The sequence below is a fragment of the Kitasatospora sp. NPDC056138 genome (genome assembly GCF_042264695.1).
In the GTDB taxonomy this organism is placed as follows: Bacteria; Actinomycetota; Actinomycetes; order Streptomycetales; family Streptomycetaceae; genus Kitasatospora.
Genome location: NZ_JBHJVK010000048.1, coordinates 36746 through 53636, shown reverse-complemented (window position 1 = coordinate 53636; position 16891 = coordinate 36746). Strand labels below are relative to the sequence as shown.

General features: G+C 73.7%; 14 protein-coding genes. 1 reads left to right on the top strand and 13 read right to left on the bottom strand.

The features are described 5' to 3' along the window. Positions 1–70 precede the first annotated feature (70 nt). From ACFC1R_RS26120 to ACFC1R_RS26085, 8 genes are all read right to left on the bottom strand, one after another. Positions 71–1762 (bottom strand): S8 family serine peptidase, encoded by a 1692-nt coding sequence (locus tag ACFC1R_RS26120; protein WP_375942547.1) that lies wholly within the window; start codon positions 1760–1762, stop codon positions 71–73. Positions 1763–1990: 228 nt separating this feature from the next. Continuing rightward, a complete protein-coding gene (locus tag ACFC1R_RS26115; RefSeq protein ID WP_375942545.1) occupies positions 1991–3775 on the bottom strand; it encodes an SDR family oxidoreductase in 1785 nt (594 codons plus the stop codon). Next, on the bottom strand, positions 3775–4608 hold the full coding sequence (locus tag ACFC1R_RS26110; RefSeq protein ID WP_375942543.1) for a M24 family metallopeptidase: 834 nt from the start codon (positions 4606–4608) through the stop codon (positions 3775–3777). The genes ACFC1R_RS26115 and ACFC1R_RS26110 overlap by 1 nt, the downstream gene beginning before the upstream one ends. Before the next feature lie 11 nt (positions 4609–4619). After that, positions 4620–5705: a PDR/VanB family oxidoreductase gene (locus tag ACFC1R_RS26105; RefSeq protein ID WP_375942541.1), complete on the bottom strand. Its 1086-nt coding sequence runs from the start codon at positions 5703–5705 to the stop codon at positions 4620–4622. A 149-nt stretch (positions 5706–5854) separates the two neighbouring features. Continuing rightward, on the bottom strand, positions 5855–6760 hold the full coding sequence (locus tag ACFC1R_RS26100; protein ID WP_375942539.1) for a metal-dependent hydrolase: 906 nt from the start codon (positions 6758–6760) through the stop codon (positions 5855–5857). A gap of 163 nt (positions 6761–6923) precedes the next feature. Then, complete coding sequence (locus ACFC1R_RS26095; RefSeq protein ID WP_375942537.1) at positions 6924–8126, bottom strand: MAB_1171c family putative transporter; 1203 nt, start codon at positions 8124–8126, stop codon at positions 6924–6926. Continuing rightward, on the bottom strand, positions 8116–8769 hold the full coding sequence (locus ACFC1R_RS26090; RefSeq protein WP_375942535.1) for a ParH-like protein: 654 nt from the start codon (positions 8767–8769) through the stop codon (positions 8116–8118). The genes ACFC1R_RS26095 and ACFC1R_RS26090 overlap by 11 nt, the downstream gene beginning before the upstream one ends. 19 nt (positions 8770–8788) lie before the next feature. Then, the gene (locus ACFC1R_RS26085; protein WP_375942533.1) at positions 8789–9223 is read right to left on the bottom strand and encodes an XRE family transcriptional regulator; all 435 of its coding nucleotides are present in this window, start codon (positions 9221–9223) and stop codon (positions 8789–8791) included. A 382-nt stretch (positions 9224–9605) separates the two neighbouring features. On the opposite strand from ACFC1R_RS26085, the gene ACFC1R_RS26080 reads away from it, so the two are divergent. Beyond that, positions 9606–9728, top strand: coding sequence for a hypothetical protein (locus tag ACFC1R_RS26080; protein WP_375942531.1), 123 nt, complete (start codon positions 9606–9608; stop codon positions 9726–9728). 19 nt (positions 9729–9747) lie between these two features. Here the strand turns inward: ACFC1R_RS26080 and ACFC1R_RS26075 are convergent, their stop codons facing one another. The 5 genes from ACFC1R_RS26075 to ACFC1R_RS26055 form a co-directional block, all read right to left on the bottom strand. Next, positions 9748–10527: an IclR family transcriptional regulator gene (locus tag ACFC1R_RS26075; RefSeq protein WP_375942529.1), complete on the bottom strand. Its 780-nt coding sequence runs from the start codon at positions 10525–10527 to the stop codon at positions 9748–9750. A 335-nt stretch (positions 10528–10862) separates the two neighbouring features. Next, a complete protein-coding gene (locus ACFC1R_RS26070) occupies positions 10863–12323 on the bottom strand; it encodes a catalase (RefSeq protein WP_375942527.1) in 1461 nt (486 codons plus the stop codon). Positions 12324–12364: 41 nt separating this feature from the next. Further along, a complete protein-coding gene (gene alc, locus ACFC1R_RS26065; protein WP_375942525.1) occupies positions 12365–13630 on the bottom strand; it encodes an allantoicase in 1266 nt (421 codons plus the stop codon). Between the two features lie 10 nt (positions 13631–13640). Further along, positions 13641–15014: an allantoinase AllB gene (gene allB / locus ACFC1R_RS26060; RefSeq protein ID WP_375942523.1), complete on the bottom strand. Its 1374-nt coding sequence runs from the start codon at positions 15012–15014 to the stop codon at positions 13641–13643. Positions 15015–15179: 165 nt separating this feature from the next. Continuing rightward, the gene (locus ACFC1R_RS26055; RefSeq protein WP_375942521.1) at positions 15180–16346 is read right to left on the bottom strand and encodes a glycerate kinase; all 1167 of its coding nucleotides are present in this window, start codon (positions 16344–16346) and stop codon (positions 15180–15182) included. Positions 16347–16891 lie beyond the last annotated feature (545 nt).

Genomic DNA, 16891 nt, shown 5'->3' with positions numbered 1-16891 from the left:
GCGGGCCGGATCCGGCGGAGCGGGGGCGGCGCGGCGCTTCCCTTCCGGGCCACCCCCGCGGGCGGGTGGATCACAGGGCCTTGAGGCCCGCCAGCAGCTGCCGCCCGCCGGGGCTGCCGAGGCCGGTGCAGGCGTCGAAGCCGGGCCCGGAGGCGAAGGCACCGTTGCTGCCCGTCGTGATGTCGCGCAGCACACCCTGCGAGAAGTTCCGGTAGAGGAGCGGGTTGAGGAAGCCCACCGGGGCGCCGAGGCCCTGGTTGATCCGGGCGAGCAGGGCCGCCCACATCGGGGCCGCGGCACTCGTCCCGCCGACCCTGACGAGCGTCTTCCCGTCGACGCTCATGATCATCACACCGGTGACGGGGTCCGCTAGCGCGGACACGTCGGGCACGATGCGGCCGGTGCCGAACGGCGGGTTGACCGACGGCAGATCGATCCCGGCCTGGAACGGCGGCACCGGGAAGAGCATGCTGACGCCGCCACCGGTGCGGCTGCCCGGTCCGTCGTCCCAGACGGACTCGGCCGTGACGACACCGTCCTCGGCGATGAGCCTGGTCCCGCCGACACCGAGCACGTGCGGGCTGCAGGAGGGGAAATCGGCGTGCGCCCGCTCGTCCCCGATCTGGTCGCGGGAGCCGTCGTCACCGGAGGCGCAGCAGATGCTGACGTTCCGGCCGGCCGCGTTCGCCAGGGTCCGGTCGATCCTGTTGATCGCCATCCGGGTGAGGCCGAAGCCTCCAGCGGCGTCCTCGGCGAAGCCGTAGCTGTTGGAGATCACATCGGGCCGGTTGGCGGTGTCGGTGACGACGGTGCTGATCACGTCCGTCCAGCCCTGTTCGGAGAACTTGCTGAAGTAGACGACGATCTTCGCCTTGGGCGCGAGTGCGCCGACCACCGCGAGGTCGAGCATGATCTCACCGGTGGCGTCCAGCGGGTCCGCGTCCCGGTCGTCCCGGCCCGGGTCGTTCCCCGGGCTGCCGACGTTCGGCACGACCACGGTGCTGATGTCCGGCATCTGCTGCCCGAGGACGTCGACGAAGTAGCGCTTCAGCGCGTCGAGCCGGAAGCCGCCGGACGGGGTGCCCGGCGAGGTCTCGCCGTTGAAGGCGAGGACGGCGATGCACTGGCCGGAGCCGTCGGTGCCGTCCGGGTAGCCGTAGGGGGCGTTGAGCATGGGCGGGAGGAAGGCGCCCGCGGGTACGGCGGGCTGGACGTGGGCCGCCAGCGGGACGTGCCCGTCGGCTGCGCGGCGGATCAACAGGTTGGTGCCGACCGGCCGGTCGTCGAGGCCCACCACGGCGGTGACGATGCCGTCCAGCTCCGAGGGCAGGTAGATCGCGCCCTCCCGGCCGCGGTAGCTCTGCCAGCTCCGGTCGCGCCCCTGGTAGCGGTAGCGGGCCAGGGTGACCTGGAAGGCGTTGGCGACATCGGCCGTGGCGCCGGTCAGCTGGATGCTGCGGGCCAGCCGGTTGGGTGTGCCCACCGTGAGGTTGTGCGCGCCGGCGAACTCCTCGACGGCCTCGAGGTCGGCGTCCACCCCTGGGTGGGCTTCGGCGTAGGCGGTGTCGTCGGGCACCGTCCGGCGGGTCGGCGGTACGAGGGCCAGCTCGTAGGGGTCCACCGGCTGGGGCGCGTTGGGGTCACGCCGCAGGTAGAGGGTGACGGTGAGTGGTGTGCGTGGGTTGACCGGTCCGATGACCCGCGCCCCGCGGCGCGGAACGCGGTCGCTGTCCGGAAGGGCCACGTAGTGGGTGCGCGACATGATCGCTCCAACGTTGGATCACGGACTCCGATAACGGTCGAAACGTGGCGGATAAAGATACACGGGACATATATCTCGTATACGTACAGGTTGCGCTTCGGGTGCGGGGCAGTCAAGAGCTCCGGGCCGCCTGCGGGCACGCCGGACGCCCGGCCGTCGGCGAGGCGTCCGGGCGGGTGGCGGCGGATCCGGGCGGGTGGCGGCGGGGTCGCTCAGTCGAAGGCCGCGTCAGCCCACGTCCAGCCGGGCGGCACGGCGGAGCAGGGCGGGGGAGAGACGGCCGAGCAGCCGGGCGGCCTTGGCCTCGAAGGTGACCGGGACGACCGGCTTGCCGGTGCGGACCGCGCGGAGGATCTCGGCGGCGACCTTCTCGGGCGGGAAGCCCCGGCGGGCGTACATCCGGGAGACCCGCTCCTGCTTCGCGGCCTGCTCGGCCGGGGTGAGGCCGGAGAAGGTGGACGTGCGGGTGATGTTGGTGTTGACGATGCCGGGGCAGATGGCGGAGACCCGGATGCCGTGCGGGGCCAGTTCGGCGCCGAGGCACTCGGAGAGCATCAGCACGGCGGCCTTGCTGGTGGCGTACGCGGCGAGCACCTTGGACGGCAGGTAGGCGGCGGCCGAGGCGAGGTTGACGATGTGGCCGCCCCGGCCGCGCTCGGTCATCAGGGTGCCGAAGGCCCGGCAGCCGTGGATGACGCCCCAGAGGTTGACGTCCAGGACGCGCTGCCACTCCTTCTCGGTGGTCTGCAGGAAGGTCCCGGAGTGGCCGATGCCGGCGTTGTTGACCACCACGTCCGGTACCCCGTGTTCGGCCGCCACCTGCTGGGCGAAGGCGTCCACGGCAGCGCCGTCACTGACGTCGAGCCGGTAGGCGGTGGCCCGCCCGCCGACCAACTCGCAGAGTTCCGCGGTGCGTTCGGCGGAGGACAGGTCGAGGTCGGCGAGCGCGAGGGCGGCGCCCTGTTCGGCGAAGGCGAGCGCGGTGGCGCGGCCGATGCCGCTGCCCGCGCCGGTGATCACCACCAACCGGCCGTCGTCCGGCAGGCCACGGACCTCCCCGGCAGCGGTGCGGGCGACGAAGTCGCGGACCAACCCGGCCACCACGGGCCCCTGTTCGAGCAGTGCGGACCAGTGGGTGGCGTTGACGGTCCGGCGGGTGAGCCTGGGCACCCAGCGCTCCAGCCCCTCGGAGAGGAACTCCTTGACGTAGTGGTCGCGGGCCAGGGTGACGAGCTGGACGGGCACCTCGGTGGGCCGCTCGCGCGGGTTGCGCAGGGTGGGCCGCATGTTGGCCCGGTACAGCTCGATACCGCGCACCGCGTCCTGCTTGAGCGTGGCCTGCGGGTGGCCGGGGCGCTCGGTGACCTCCTCCAGGTCGCGCAGCACCCTCGGCCAGGCGCGGGCCAGCCACAGCCGCCAGGTCGCGGGGGCGAGGAAGGGCAGGTGGAAGGCGGTGATGTACCAGGAGTGGGCACCCTGGACCAGGAGTTGCCCGACGTGCCGGGGCGTGGGCCGGCGCATCCGGTGGCGGATCCAGTGGCCCAGGTGGTCGAGCGAGGGCCCGGACATGGTGGTGTAGGAGGCGATCCGCTGTTCGGCGCCGGGTGCGGTGACGGCCTCCCAGGACTGCACCGAGCCCCAGTCGTGCGCCACCACGTGCACGGGCGCGTCCGGGCTGACGGCGTCGGCGACCGCGAACAGGTCCGCGCCGAGCAGTTCCAGCCGGTACCCGGTGCGGGAGGCCGGCACCCCAGACTCCCCCGCGCCCCGGACGTCGTAGCGGACGACGTGGTGGTCGGCGGCCAGCTCGGCGGCGATATCGTCCCAGACCACGTGGGTGTCCGGGTAGCCGTGGACCAGGATCACGGTGGGGTCGGCCGGGTCGCCCTGCTCGAAGACGGCCAGCGGGAGGCCACCGGAGTGGACGGTGCGGCGGCGCTCCGGCGCCGGGGAGGACGGCTGCGGGTGCGGCCGCGCCGAAGGGGCGGCCCCGCGAATCCGGCGGTTCCTCATCAGGTGGTCTCCTTCTGCCGGGTCCACCGGCGTACGTGCGGCAGGTCGTCGTCGAGCCAGTGGGCGTCGTCCTCGGTGACCACCAGCAGCTCCTCGAACTTGATGCCCACCTCGCGGAAGCCGATGTGCGGTTCCACCGCCCACAGCCCGGGGGTCGGGGCGTGCCGGGAGGAGCGACCGTCCGCCCAGAGCGGTGAACGGCCGTGCAGGCGCTCGCTGATGAGCTCCCGGCCGAGGGTCTGCAGGGTGCGTACGCCGAAGCCGAGGACGTTCACCCCGGCCGGGCCGCGCGCACTCGTCCTGGTCACCCGGTGGCCGATCACCCGGCCCGGGTAGACCCGGTGGCGGTTGTCGTAGCCGTGCGCGGCGATCTGGGCGTCCACGGCGGCGTAGACCTCGTCGAGCGGCCGGCGGGCCCGCACCTCGCGCAGGATCAGCTCCCGGTAGACCTGGAGGTCGGCGGCGAGCCGGTCCCAGATCGGGTTGTCGCCGACCTTGCCGCCGTAGCCGATGTCGGCGGTGTAACCGTCCACGACCGGGGCGCAGTCGAGGACGTAGGGCATGCCCTCGGCCAGTCGGCGGTTGCCGGCGAAGAACTGCAGCGGGGTGTGGAAGTGCCGGAAGGCCGTACGGTCGCCGAACCAGGCGAACGGGACGTGGAAGAAGTCCTGGACGCCCGCCGCGACCAGGCAGCGGCGCAGCTTGGCGGTGGCCTGGCGCTCCGTGACCCCGGGCTCGATCCAGGCGGCCACCTGCTCGGCGCAGTGGTACGCGAGCTGCTGGGTCTCCCGGAAGCGGTCCAGGTCACGGTCGTCGAAGGGGAAACGCGGCATCGTCGGACTCCTCACAGATCGAGGACGAGTGTCTCGCCCTCGGCGGCTCGGGAGACGCAGGGCAGCAGGGCACCGGCGGCACGCTCCTCCTCGGTGAGGCGGCGGTCGCGGTGGTCGGGTGCACCGGAGAGCAGCTGCACCCGGCAGGTGCCGCAGAAGCCCTGGTGGCAGGAGTACGGCAGTTCGGGACGGACCTCGCGGACCACGTCGAGCGCCGATCGGTCGGCGGGGACGGACAGTTCGGGCCCCTCGGCGCCGAGCCGGACGGTGAAGGGCCTGCCGTCCACGACGGGTGCGGCGCCGAAGCGCTCGAAGTGCAGGGACCGCGCGGGCGAGGCGTCGAGTGCCCGCTGCACCGCGGCGAGCATCGGCGCGGGGCCGCAGCAGTAGACGGCGGCGCGGGCCGGGGCGTGGGCGAGCAGGGCCTCCGCCGTGGGGACTCCGTGCCGCTCGTCGGTGAGCACGGTGACCCGGCGCGGTCCGAGGGCGTGCAGCTCGTCCGCGAACGGCATGGCGTCGGCGCTGCGGCCGGTGTGGACCAACCGCCAGTCGAGGCCCCGCCGGGCGGCCTCGCGGGCCATCGGGAGCAGCGGGGTGATCCCGATGCCGCCGGCCAGGAACAGCACGGCGGGCTCGGCGCAGAAGGCGAAGCCGTTGCGCGGGCGACGGGCCGTCAGGCGGGCACCGGCGTGCAGTTCGTCGTGGATCTCGACCGAGCCGCCGCCACCGTCCGGAATCCTGCGGACCGCGATCCGGTACACGCGGGCCTCGGCCGGGTCCCCGCAGAGGGAGTAGTGCCGCTCGCGACCGGAGGGGAGGGTGAGCAGCAGCCGGGCGCCGGGCTGCCAGCCGGGCAGCGGGGCGCCGGAGGGGTCGGCGAGGTGCAGTTCGACCACCCCGGTGGCGATCGTCTCGTGCCGGGTGACGACCAGTTGGAGCGGCGGGGTGGGACGGGGCCCGGCGCGGCGGGGGCTCCGGCGGAGCAGCGGACCGCCCATCGCGGGGGTGTAGCGGTCGCCGAAGGCGGTGATCCGCTGGATGAAGCGGTCCGGCCACGGGCGGCCGTAGAGGTCGGGTGGCGGTGTGCTGAGGTCCATCCGGGCGGCTCCGGGTCGAGGTGGGCAGACGGGCAGATCGGCGACAACTCATCAGGGGCGCAGGCGTTCCAGCGGCGCGGGGAACTCGTCAGACACCCCACACGGACGCGCTCGGACGACCGGGCAACGTCCCGCCCCGGCTGGGGCGTTCAGCGCGTGGCGGCTCTGCGGGCGGCCGGGGAGGCGGCGAGGTAGCCGAGGGCCTGGCTGGAGGAGCCCTCCTGGGTGGGGTGGTAGCCGGGCCGCAGGTAGCGCAGGCCGGAGCGGATCGACCGCACCGGGTCGGGCAGCAGGCCGCGCCGGGAGTTCAGCCCGGCCTCGCGCCAGGTGGGCCGGATCCGCCCCTGGAGGACGGGGTCGGCGGCCAGCAGGAAGCGGACCCCGCGTACCCAGAGGTGGACCAGCAGCGGTCCGGCCACCGCCATGCCCCGGACCCGCCGCAGGTAGCCCGGGTCGAGGTGGCCCATCAGGTCGAAGGCGACGCTGCGGTGCTCGACCTCCTCGGCACCGTGCCAGCGCAGCAGGTCCAGCATGGTCGGGTCCGCCTCGGCCCGGTCCAGCCCGGGCGAGTTGAGCGCCCAGTTGCCGAGGAAGGCGGTGAAGTGCTCGATCGCGGCGACGAAGGCGACCCGCTCGATGGTGTTCTCGCGGCGCTGGCGGGCCGTCAGTCCGGTCTTCTCGCCCAGGACGCGGTGGAACAGCCAGTTGACCTGGCGGACGTAGGGGCGCGGGTCGAGGCCCTGGGTGAGCAGGTGGTCGAGGACCTCCTGGTGGGCCTCGGCGTGGATCGACTCCTGCCCGATGAAACCGAGCACCTCCTCGCGCAGCTGCTCGTCCCTGATCATCGGCAGCGCGTCCTTGAAGACCCGGATGAACCAGCGCTCGCCCTCGGGCAGCAGCAGGTGCAGCACGTTGATGGTGTGGGTGGCCATCGGCTCGTCGGGGATCCAGTGCAACGGCAGCTGCGACCAGTCGAACCGGACGTCCCTGGGTTCGAGCACCAGGCTGTCGTGCACGGCGGGCGGGGCGGTGGAGGGCGCGGTGGGGCGGGGCATGGGAGCCTCCTGACCTGCGGGTGGCGCGGTGGTTACCGGCAACCTACCCGCGAGTAGAGCGCCCTACAAGGGTTTCGGGCATTCTTATCGACATCACGTCTAATAAGCTTCCGGTCCGTACGCCCGGGCGCCCCGGTGGTACGCCGGTGGCCGCCCGGAGCGCTCACCGGGCGGGGGTGCCGAGCTCCGCGCGGACCCGGTCGCGCACGGCCGCCACCACGGGGGCGGACCGGTAGGCGCGGGCGACCCGGACCAGCCAGTCCGTCTCCGACGCGGCGGTGGCCCCGGCCGCCGGAGCACCCGCCCCGGCGGCCGTCCAGGCCGCGAGCCGCCGCCCCGCGCGGACCAACTCGACGGCCGCCGCGATGGCCGCCGCCTCGACGGTCTCCGGGCGGCAGTCGGGATCGAGCTCGCGGGCCCAGGCGGCGGCGTCGGGGTGCCGGTACGGGCGCAGCGCGAGCCGGGCGTCATGGATCTCGATCACCCTGCGGTACAGCGCGAACCTGGCACCGTGCGGCAGACCGAGCGGCCCGCGGCCCGCCGGGTCGAGGGCGATCTCCGGCAGCGCCTCGTGGAGGGCGCTCCACAGCGGTTCGAGGCGGCGGTGGCAGCGGTAGGAGTACAGCCGCTGCCCGAGCGCCACCAGGCCGCCGCCCCAGAGGCTGACGGTCGCCCCGGCCACCGCCGGCGCGGTGGTGGCGATGCCCAGCACGGCGGAGAGCGTGTCCTCCCCCTCGGACTGCGATCCGGCCGTCAGCACGTCCGACACGTCGTCGAGCCCCCAGGCGCACCAGAGGACTCCGACCAAGCCGCTGAGGACGATCAGGCGCAGGCCGAGCCGGAGCAGCGGCTGTGCGCAGTCCCTGGAGCGCCGGCCCATCAGGACCACGAAGACCGCCATCGATCCCGTGGTGTACACGGTCGCGAGCAGGTTGTACCCCGCCATGGCCGGCCGCCCCGGCCCGGCGACCACCACCGCGCCGCCGTGCACCCGGACGTCCGCCGCCGCGAAGAGCAGCACGGCCCCGAGCGCGGCGACCGCGCTGGCCCGGCGGTGGATCCGGGCCGGGCGCGCGCCGGAGCCGGGCGGCCGCAGGGCGAAGGCGAACCGGGTCAGGCAGTAGACCGCGGCGCCGCGCATCTCGTCCCCGGCCAGCATCGGCCAGTCCAGGTCCGGACGCAGCCGGTGCAGCTCCGCCAGGGTCGACGGTGCGAGCAGCGCCATCGCCACGGCCAGGCAGAAGGCGAAGGCCCTGCCGTGGCGGACCGCGGGATCCGGGGTGCGGCCGCGGTTCAGCAGGAGCAGGACCGCCCAGAGCGCGGCCGCGACGGCCGAGGCGAGGTAGTGGACGAGGTCAACTGCCACGGCCGTCCCGACTGCGGCCCCGCCCGGCGCCGGAGCGGGGGCCCCGGTCCGCGGTGAGGCCGAGGACCGCACCGAGGCGGAGCTGCTCGGCACTCGGCCCGCGCGCGGCGGGAGCCGACCAGGCGAGGCGGTGCAGCACCAGTGAGGCCAGCAGCTCGGCCTCCTCCTCCTCGGGCTCGGTGTAGACGGTCCGGCCCAGGACGCGGCGCACCAACTCCGGTGACAGGTGCGGCGTCAGTGCGAGCGGGCGCTGCCCGGTCCCGCCCTGGTGGCCGCAGAGCAGGTGCGCCGCCTCGTGCAGCAGGATGTGCTGCTGGTGGAGGGTGCTGGTGTCCGCGCAGTACAGGATGTAGTCGGCCTGGTCGGCCGTGACCAGCAGGCCGCAGGGGGTGCTGGGCTGCCAGGCGACGGGCAGCAGTTCGATCGGACGCCCGCGCTCGCGGGCCAGGGCCGCGATGAAGGCGCCCGCGTCGAAGGGGTCGGGCAGGGTCAGCGAGTCGGCGATGCGGGTGCACCGGCGCCAGACGTCCCTGCGCCGGTCCGGGTCGGGTCCGGCCGGCCGTGACGGCGGCGGCCCGGCCGCCCGCGCAGCGGCCCTGCCGCGCGCGCCCGGCAGGCTCAGCCGGACCCGACCCCACCGCACCTGAACTCCCTCCGTCCGCTCAGTCCGGGCGGTCGTCCCGGCGGGCGGCCTCCCGACGGGCGATCACATCGATCATGTCGCTGATCGTGCCGAGCCCCTCGGCCGACAGGTTGACCGCGCGAAGTGCCACGTCACGGACTCCCACATCGCGCAGTGCGCCGAGGAGTTGGAGCTCCCTGGCGATCTGCACCGACTCCGCGTTGTCGAAGAAGTATGCTGCCGGGACCTGGAAGAACTGCGCAAGAGCCTCCAGGTGCCGCTTCGTCGGATTGTCGCGCCGGCCGGTGCGGAGCTGCCAGAGGTAGGTGGTCGAGAAGGACTCGCCGGTCAACCGGCGGCACTCGCGCGCGACTTCCTCATTGGTGTACGGCTCCCGGTCGGCCCGGCGGACCACTTCGAAGAGCCGGTCGATCTTCTCGGCGAGCGAGGACGTCCTGACCTCGTCGTCCCCCATGGTCCACCTCCCGGATCCGGCCGCCTGCGTCCATCAGCCTAACCGCCCACGCCGTCGGGCTGAATGGTCGCGCTTGCTGAAATGAATTGTCGACGCACAGTCAATTCACACCAGTTGACGCCCATCGGGGCTGCTGCCATCCTGGCGTGGCCGGGGAGGACTTCGCGTGTCGGCCGTGCACCTTGCCCAGAGGACTCCCTGACGCTCCATCGGACCAGGCAGTCCCGACGTGTCGTACCGCCCTACCGACCACCTCGCCGCCGGCACCGGAACCGACACCGGCACCGGTGCGGGCACCGGCCAGGCATCCGGGACCGCGACGGCGCCGCCCAGCAGGAGCGGGCCCCCGCCCGCCTGACGACCCGCCCGGAAAGGGACAGCCATGGCAGCGAACGGATCCCCCTGGAGCTCACCGCGGTTGCGCTACGCCCTGGTGATCGCCGCCGTGCTCAACACCGTCTTCCAGGGTGCCGTCTTCCTCTCGTCCTGGGGCGGCCCGTCCTGACGGCACCGGACGGCCGCGGTCAGACCGCCATCGCGATCATCAGCGGGGCGGCCCGCTCGGCCAGGAGTTCGGCCGCGGCACGCAGGCGGTGGACGTCGGAGACCGGCAGCGAGGTGGCCAGGCAGCCGACCGTGCTGCCCGCGGTGACCGGGACGGCGGCGCAGACGGTGCCCAGGGCGTACTCCTGGATGTCCAGCACCGGGACGGTGGCGGGCTGGCGCTCCAGACGGTGCATCAACTGCTCGGCGTCGGTGACGGTGCGCGCGGTCAGCCGGGCGACCGGGTGCCGGGACAGGTGGTCACGGCGGGCGTCGTGGTCGAGCTGGCTCAGCAGGCACTTGCCCAGCGCACTGGCGTGCGCCGAGGCGCGGAAGTCCACCCACTCCTCGACCGGCGGGGCGTAGTCGGCGGAGGCCACCGCCTCCACCGTCAACTCGCCGTCGTGGTACCGGCCGAAGTAGACGGCGGCACCGAGTTCGTCGCGCAGTTCGGCCAGGGTGCGGTCCAGCCTGGTGCGCAGCAGCTGCCTGCGGTTCGCCTGGCCGAGCAGGGCGAAGGCGCCGCCGAGCACCCAGCAGCCCTCCTGGTTGGTCAGGTAGCCCTCCAGTTCCAGGACTTCGGCCAGCTCCTGGACGGCGGCGAAGGGCAGCGACAGCTCCCGGGCGAGGACCGCGGGGGTGACGCCACCGCCGTGGCGGTCGACCGCCTCCAGCAGCCGCAGGGCCCGTTGGAGCGCGCCGAACGGACTCGGGCCGCCCTGGTCGAGTGTGGTCCGGTCGCCCCGGCTCCGTGCCGACATGAGGCCCCCTTCACAGACAATCCCACCCATCCGCGCGGACCTGCCGCGATCCCCCCAGCGTAGCCACGCCGGGCGTGGCAGACCCCACGACGAGGCGAATTTCGCCGGTACAGGGCCAGGTCCCCTTGACTGGCATATGCCGCCCGCTGTTCACCCGCTCGTTCAACCGGTCGTTCACCCGCGCTCGGGCGGGACGCGCGGCGTCGGCGGCCCCCGGTCCAACCGGCTTCCGCGGATGCCGGACGGGCCCCTCCCCACTGCCCGGGGGAAGGGGCCCGTCGGTGGTCACCCGGGTGCGGGCCCCGGTGACCGTTGAGGGTTGGTCAGGTCGGGCCTCAGCCCTCGTCGCCGGCCCGGAGCCCGGCGACCGCGGCCGCCAGGCGGGCACCGTACTCCTCGTCGGCCGCGTGGAAGTGGGCGAGGTTCTTCTCGATCACGTCGTCGCGGGAGACCTGGGCGAGGAAGCCGGCCAGGTTGTCGATCAGCCGGTCCTTCTCGCCGTCCGACATCAGCCGGTAGAGCTCACCGGCCTGGAAGAAGTCGTCGTCCTTGGTGTGCGCCGGGGTGCTGTAGGTGCCGGTGTACCCGGAGAGGGCGACCGGGGCGGCGAGGGCGTCGTCGGTCTGGCGCGGACCGTCGTACGAGTTGGGCTCGTAGTTCTTGCCGCGGCCGGACTTGTTGACGGCCGAGAAGCCGTCGCGGCCGTGGTTGTTCGCCTCGGTGGCCTTGGGGGCGTTCACCGCGAGCAGGGTGTGGTTGACGCCGAGGCGGTAGCGCTGGGCGTCCGCGTAGGCGAACAGGCGGCCCTGGAGCATCTTGTCCGGGGACGGACCGATACCGGGAACGAAGTTGTTCGGCGAGAAGGCGGCCTGCTCGACCTCGGCGAAGACGTTCTCCGGGTTCCGGTTGAGGACCAGGCGGCCGACCTTCTGCAGCGGGTAGTCGGCGTGCGGCCACACCTTGGTGAGGTCGAACGGGTTAAAGCGGTACTCGGCCGCCTCGGCCACCGGCATCAGCTGGACGTACAGGGTCCAGGACGGGAACACGCCCCGCTCGATGGCCTGGTGCAGGTCGCGCTGGTGGCTGTCGGCGTCCCCGCCGACGACCTCGGCCGCCTGGACGCCGTCCAGGGAGCGCACCCCCTGGTTGGTCTTGAAGTGGTACTTCACCCAGTACGCGTCGCCCTGCTCGTTGACCCACTGGTAGGTGTGCGAGCCGTAGCCGTTCATGTGCCGGTACGAGGCCGGGATGCCGCGGTCGCCGAAGAGCCAGGTGATCTGGTGGGTGGCCTCGGGGGCGTGCGCCCAGAAGTCCCAGACGTTGTCGGCCTCGGTGATGCCGGTGAAGGGGTCGCGCTTCTGCGAGTGGATGAAGTCGGGGAACTTCAGCGGGTCCTTGATGAAGAACACCGGGGTGTTGTTGCCGACCAGGTCGTAGTTTCCCTGCTCGGTGTAGAACTTCAGCGCGAAACCGCGCGGGTCGCGGACCGCGTCGCCGGCGCCGAGGTTCCCGGCCACGGTCGAGAAACGCAGGAAGACCTCGGTGCGCTTGCCGACCTCGGCCAGGAAGGCGGCCCTGGTGAACTGCGAGACCTCGTCGGTCACCTCGAAGTAGCCGTACGCACCGGAGCCGCGGGCGTGCACCACGCGCTCCGGGATGCGCTCGCGGTTGAAACGGGCCAGCTTCTCCAGCAGCTGCTGGTCCTGGATCAGCAGCGGGCCGTACTCACCGGCCGAGGCGGAGTTCTGGTTGTCGGCGACCGGGGCGCCGGACTCGGTGGTCAAGATCTTCGACATGAGGGTCCTTCACGTAGCGGCGGTGCGGAGGTGTTGCGGGTTCAGACGCCGAGCAGGCGCCAGATGACCGAGCGGCGGCGGGAGGACTGCTCGCCGTCGGGGCCGTCGGTCGGCTGCAGGGCAGCGACGGCGGCGGTGGTCGCGGCGGCGTCCGCGAGTGGGCGGGCGGCGGTCAGCGCGGCGGCCTCGGCCCCGTCCAGTCCGGCCTCGGTGAGCGCGGCCTCGGCCTCGGCGGCCGGCAGCGCGTTGAACCAGCGCAGGGCGAGGGCGGCGCGGCCGGCCTCGGTGAGCCTGCCGGTGAGGCGCAGCCGGGCCAGGCCGCCGTCGGGGTAGACGTTGATCCGGACGTGGGTGACCGGACGGTCCGCGGTGAACCGGAAGCGGTGCCGGGTGTCGGGCTGCAGGCGGGTGCGGGGCAGGATCTCGAACCAGCCGTCGACGTCGGCAACCGGATCTCCGCCCCCGGATGCGTCGTAACCGACCAGGTCGGCCCAGCCGGGGGCGTTGGCGACGAAGTGGGTGGTGTCCACCTCGGCGGCCAGGACCTCGCCGCCCCCGGCCAGGGCGATCTGCACCCAGTCGTTGGCCTTGTCGCGCCGACGCCGGGTCTCCCAGCCCTCGCCCATGACGGAGGCGCGACCGGGAGCGTTCAGGTTGTGCGGGGAGGAGAAGTAGCGGTCCGAGGCGGCCTCGGCGACGCCGCCGTACTCCTGCGCGGCCAGGTCGAAGGTGAGCCCGTCCAGGTCGCGCGGGTCGGGGCGGACCTCGCCGTGCACCCGCAGCCTGGCCACGCCGCCGTCCGGCCAGATGTTCAGGCGGACGTGGGTGAAACGCTGCTCGCCGGCGACCTCGAACTCGTGGGCGGTGTCGCCCCGGAGCGGGGTACGGGGTACCAGGTCCACCCACTCGGCGGCCTCGACCTCGGCGGGGGACGGGTGGCCGGGGACGGAGGCGCCCTGGACCGAGCCCGACTCGGGGTAGTTGCCGGTGAAGTGCGCGGTGTCGACCACCACGCCGCGGATCACCCCGGCCGCGCCCAGCCGGACGATCGCCCAGTCGTGGTCCTCGTCGGTGGGGTGCGGCTGCCCGGCCGAGGCGCCGCGGCGACGGCGGCTCTCCCAGCCGTCCATGATCTGGCCCTTGTGCCCGAAGGTGTGCGGACGGAACTCGGCGGGCGCCGCGACCAGCAGGTTCTCCGCGTCCGCGAAGGTGTCCTCGTTGGTGGAGACGATGCCCGCGCCCAGCCGGCGGGAGGCCAGGTCGACCAGCTCGGTGAAGGGAGCGCTGGGGGGATTGACGGTGCTCAACACGAGGCTCCTAGTTGCGGGTGATCTGGCGGCCGAACGGCTCGGCGGCCGCGTCCGCCGCGTCGACGACCCGGCCGCGCAGCCAGGTCGTGCGGACCACGCCGGTGAGCGTCCGGCCTACGTACGGGGTCACCGGGTTGCGGTGGTGCAGTTCCTCGGCCTGCACCGCGAACCGGGCGTCGGGGTCGAAGGCGACCAGGTCGGCGTCGTTCCCGACCGCGATGGCGCCCTTGGTGCCGGTCAGGCCGACCAGCGAGGCGGGGCCGGCGGACATCCAGCGGACCACGTCCGCCAGGCCGTGGCCGCGCTTGCGGGCCTCGGTCCAGACGGCCGGCAGGCCGAGCTGGAGGGAGGCGATGCCGCCCCAGGCAGCGGCGAAGTCACCGCTGCCGCCGTAGCGCCGGAGCTCCTTGAGGTCCGGCGTGGACGGCGAGTGGTCGGAGACCACCGCGATGAACTCGCCGTCCGCCAGGGCCTCCCAGAGCCGGTCACGGTTGGACTCGTCGCGGATCGGCGGGCAGCACTTGAAGGCGGTGTCGCCGTCCGGGACCTCCTCGGCCGCGAGGGTGAGGTAGTGCGGGCAGGTCTCGGCGGTCACGTGGACGCCGTCCGCCCGGGCCTGGCGCAGCAGCGGCAGCACGGCCGCGGAGGAGACGTGCAGGACGTGCACCCGGGCACCGGTGCGCCGGGCGGTGTCCAGCAGCCGTGCGACCGCGGCGGTTTCGGCGTCGGCGGGCCGGGAGGCGAGGAAGTCCCGGTAGTGGACGCCCGGTTGCTGCAGGGCGGCGGCCAGGACGGCCGGGTCCTCGGCGTGGATGATGGCCAGCGCGCCGATCCTGGCCTGCTCGGCCAGGGCGGCCTCCAGCTCGGCCTGCTCGACGTGCGGGAACTCGTCCACGCCGGACGGTGCGAGGAAGCTCTTGAAGCCGAACACCCCGGCCCGGTGCAGCGGTTCGAGGTCGGCCAGGTTGCCGGGGACCGCCCCGCCCCAGAAGCCCAGGTCGACCCAGGCCTGCCCGTCGGCGGTCTTCCGCTTGGCCGCCAGGCCGTCCACCGTGGTGGTGGGCGGTACGGAGTTCAGCGGCATGTCAATGATCGTGGTGACACCGCCGGCCGCGGCGGCCCTGGTGGCGGTGGCGAAGCCCTCCCACTCGGTGCGTCCGGGCTCGTTCACGTGGACGTGGGTGTCGACCAGGCCGGGCAGCAGAACGGTCTCGCCGAGGTCGGTCAGGGTGCGGCCGTCGGCCGGCAGCACGCCGTGCCCGGCGATCCGCTCGATCCGGCCGTCCCGGATCAGCACGTCAGCGGGACGCTCTCCGTCCGGCAGGACCACACGGCGGGAGCGGATCACCACGGTGGCGGGTGGCGTCTCGCTGAGGGGCATCTGGACCTCCGTGCTGGAAAGTACGACTGGGGGTCGCTGAGAGCGGGCAGGCAGTGCCGGTACGGCAGTTGACGAGTCCGATCATCGGACTGGCTGCTGCGATGGCTCGGAGCCTAGGCCCGCCTTCAACAAAACGTCAATGGAGAAAGCTACGAGGCGCCGGGGTCAGCCGGTCAGCAGTCCGGCCGCCAGCCGCTGCCCCGCCAGCTCGGCCAGCTCGGCGGCCTTGGTCATGCTGTCGCCGGGCTGTTCGGCCAGATCGGTGAGGGCGATCGCGGAGACGAAACCGGCCTTGCGCCACTCGTCCTCCGCCAGCTCCACCCGCCCTGCCACAGCGGCCACCCGAACCCCCGCCCGGGTGGCCGCCGCGGCAACGCCGGCGGGAGCCTTGCCATGGAGCGTCTGAGCGTCCAGGCAGCCCTCGCCCGTCACGACGAGACGCGCCCCACGCACAGCCTCGTCGAAACCCAGCAACTCGAGGAGAAGCTCGATGCCGGGTCGCATGGTGGCGCCGAGCAGCGCGAGGGCGGCGAAGCCGACCCCGCCCGCGGCCCCGGCGCCGGGGGCGTCGCGGAAGTCCCGGCCGGTGGTCTCGCGGAGCACGTCCGCCCAGCGGGTCAGACCCGCCTCCAGGACCACCAGGTCCTCGCCGTCCGCACCCTTCTGCGGGCCGTACACGGCGGTCGCGCCGCGCGGGCCGAGCAGCGGGTTGTCCACGTCGCAGGCGACGACGACCTCGACACCCCGGAGCACGTCGGCGAGCGGACCGAGGTCGACGGCGGCCAGCCTGCGCAGGGCCGCGCCGCCGGGGGCGAGCTCGGTGCCCTCGCCGTCGCGCAGGCTGACGCCGAGCGCCTGGACCATTCCGGCACCGCCGTCGGTGCAGGCACTGCCGCCGAGGCCGACCACGACCCGCTTGGCGCCCAGCGCCACCGCCCGGCCGATCAGCTGGCCGACACCGAAGGAGCCGGCCGCGAGCGGCGCGGTACGGCCGCCGGGGAGCCGGGCGAGACCGGAGGACTGCGCCAGCTCGACCACGGCGGTGTCGCCCCTGACCGCGATGGCGGCGTCCACCGGGAGCCCGGTCGGACCGGCGACCTTGGCGGGCACCCGGGTGAATCCGGCCGCCAGCGCGGCGGCCAGGGTGCCCTCGCCGCCGTCGGCGACGGGCAGTTCGCGGACCTCGACACCGGGGGCGGCGCGCCGGATGCCGGCGGCGATCCTGGCGGCGACCTCGGCACCCTCCAGGGTGCCCTTGAACTTGTCGGGAGCAACGACCACATGGCCCTGAGTGGGGGTGGCGGGCATGACGTGGGCCTCTCTTCCGATCATGTGACTGACACTGTTGCGCTGTTCAGGGGGCCCGGGGAACCGCGGGGGCGTCCCCGGACGCGGCCACCTGTCCGTGAACGGCCACCCGACCGGCGGGACACCGTCACCGTTCCCCGAGCCCCTGAACAGTGGAACCTGCCCGAGCCCGTCGAGAAGAACCCCCTCCCCGCCGTTCCTCTCGTCCCGCTTCCGACGTACGAGAGGCTCCCCTCGGCGAAGGAGGGGGCCGGGCGGAGCGCGCAGGCACGACCGAAGTGCCCCCGGGAGGGTGGCGCGCGCCGCCGGCTTGGAGCGACCGGCAGGAGGCGGATGAGCCGGCCTCCCTGCCGGTCGGAACTGTCCTCCTGGCGGCGCGGGCACGACCGGACAGGTACACGCCACCAGGAGGAGTCTGTGGGTACTGCGCCGAGGGGTGCTCCGTGCCGGGGGCGGACCGTCAGGGGCGCCCCCCCCCCCCGCGGCCCACCCGGGGCGGGCCCGCGGGGCACCCCCCCACCCGCCCCCCGGGCCCCGCCCCCCCGCCCCTGAGGGCGTACCGACCGCGG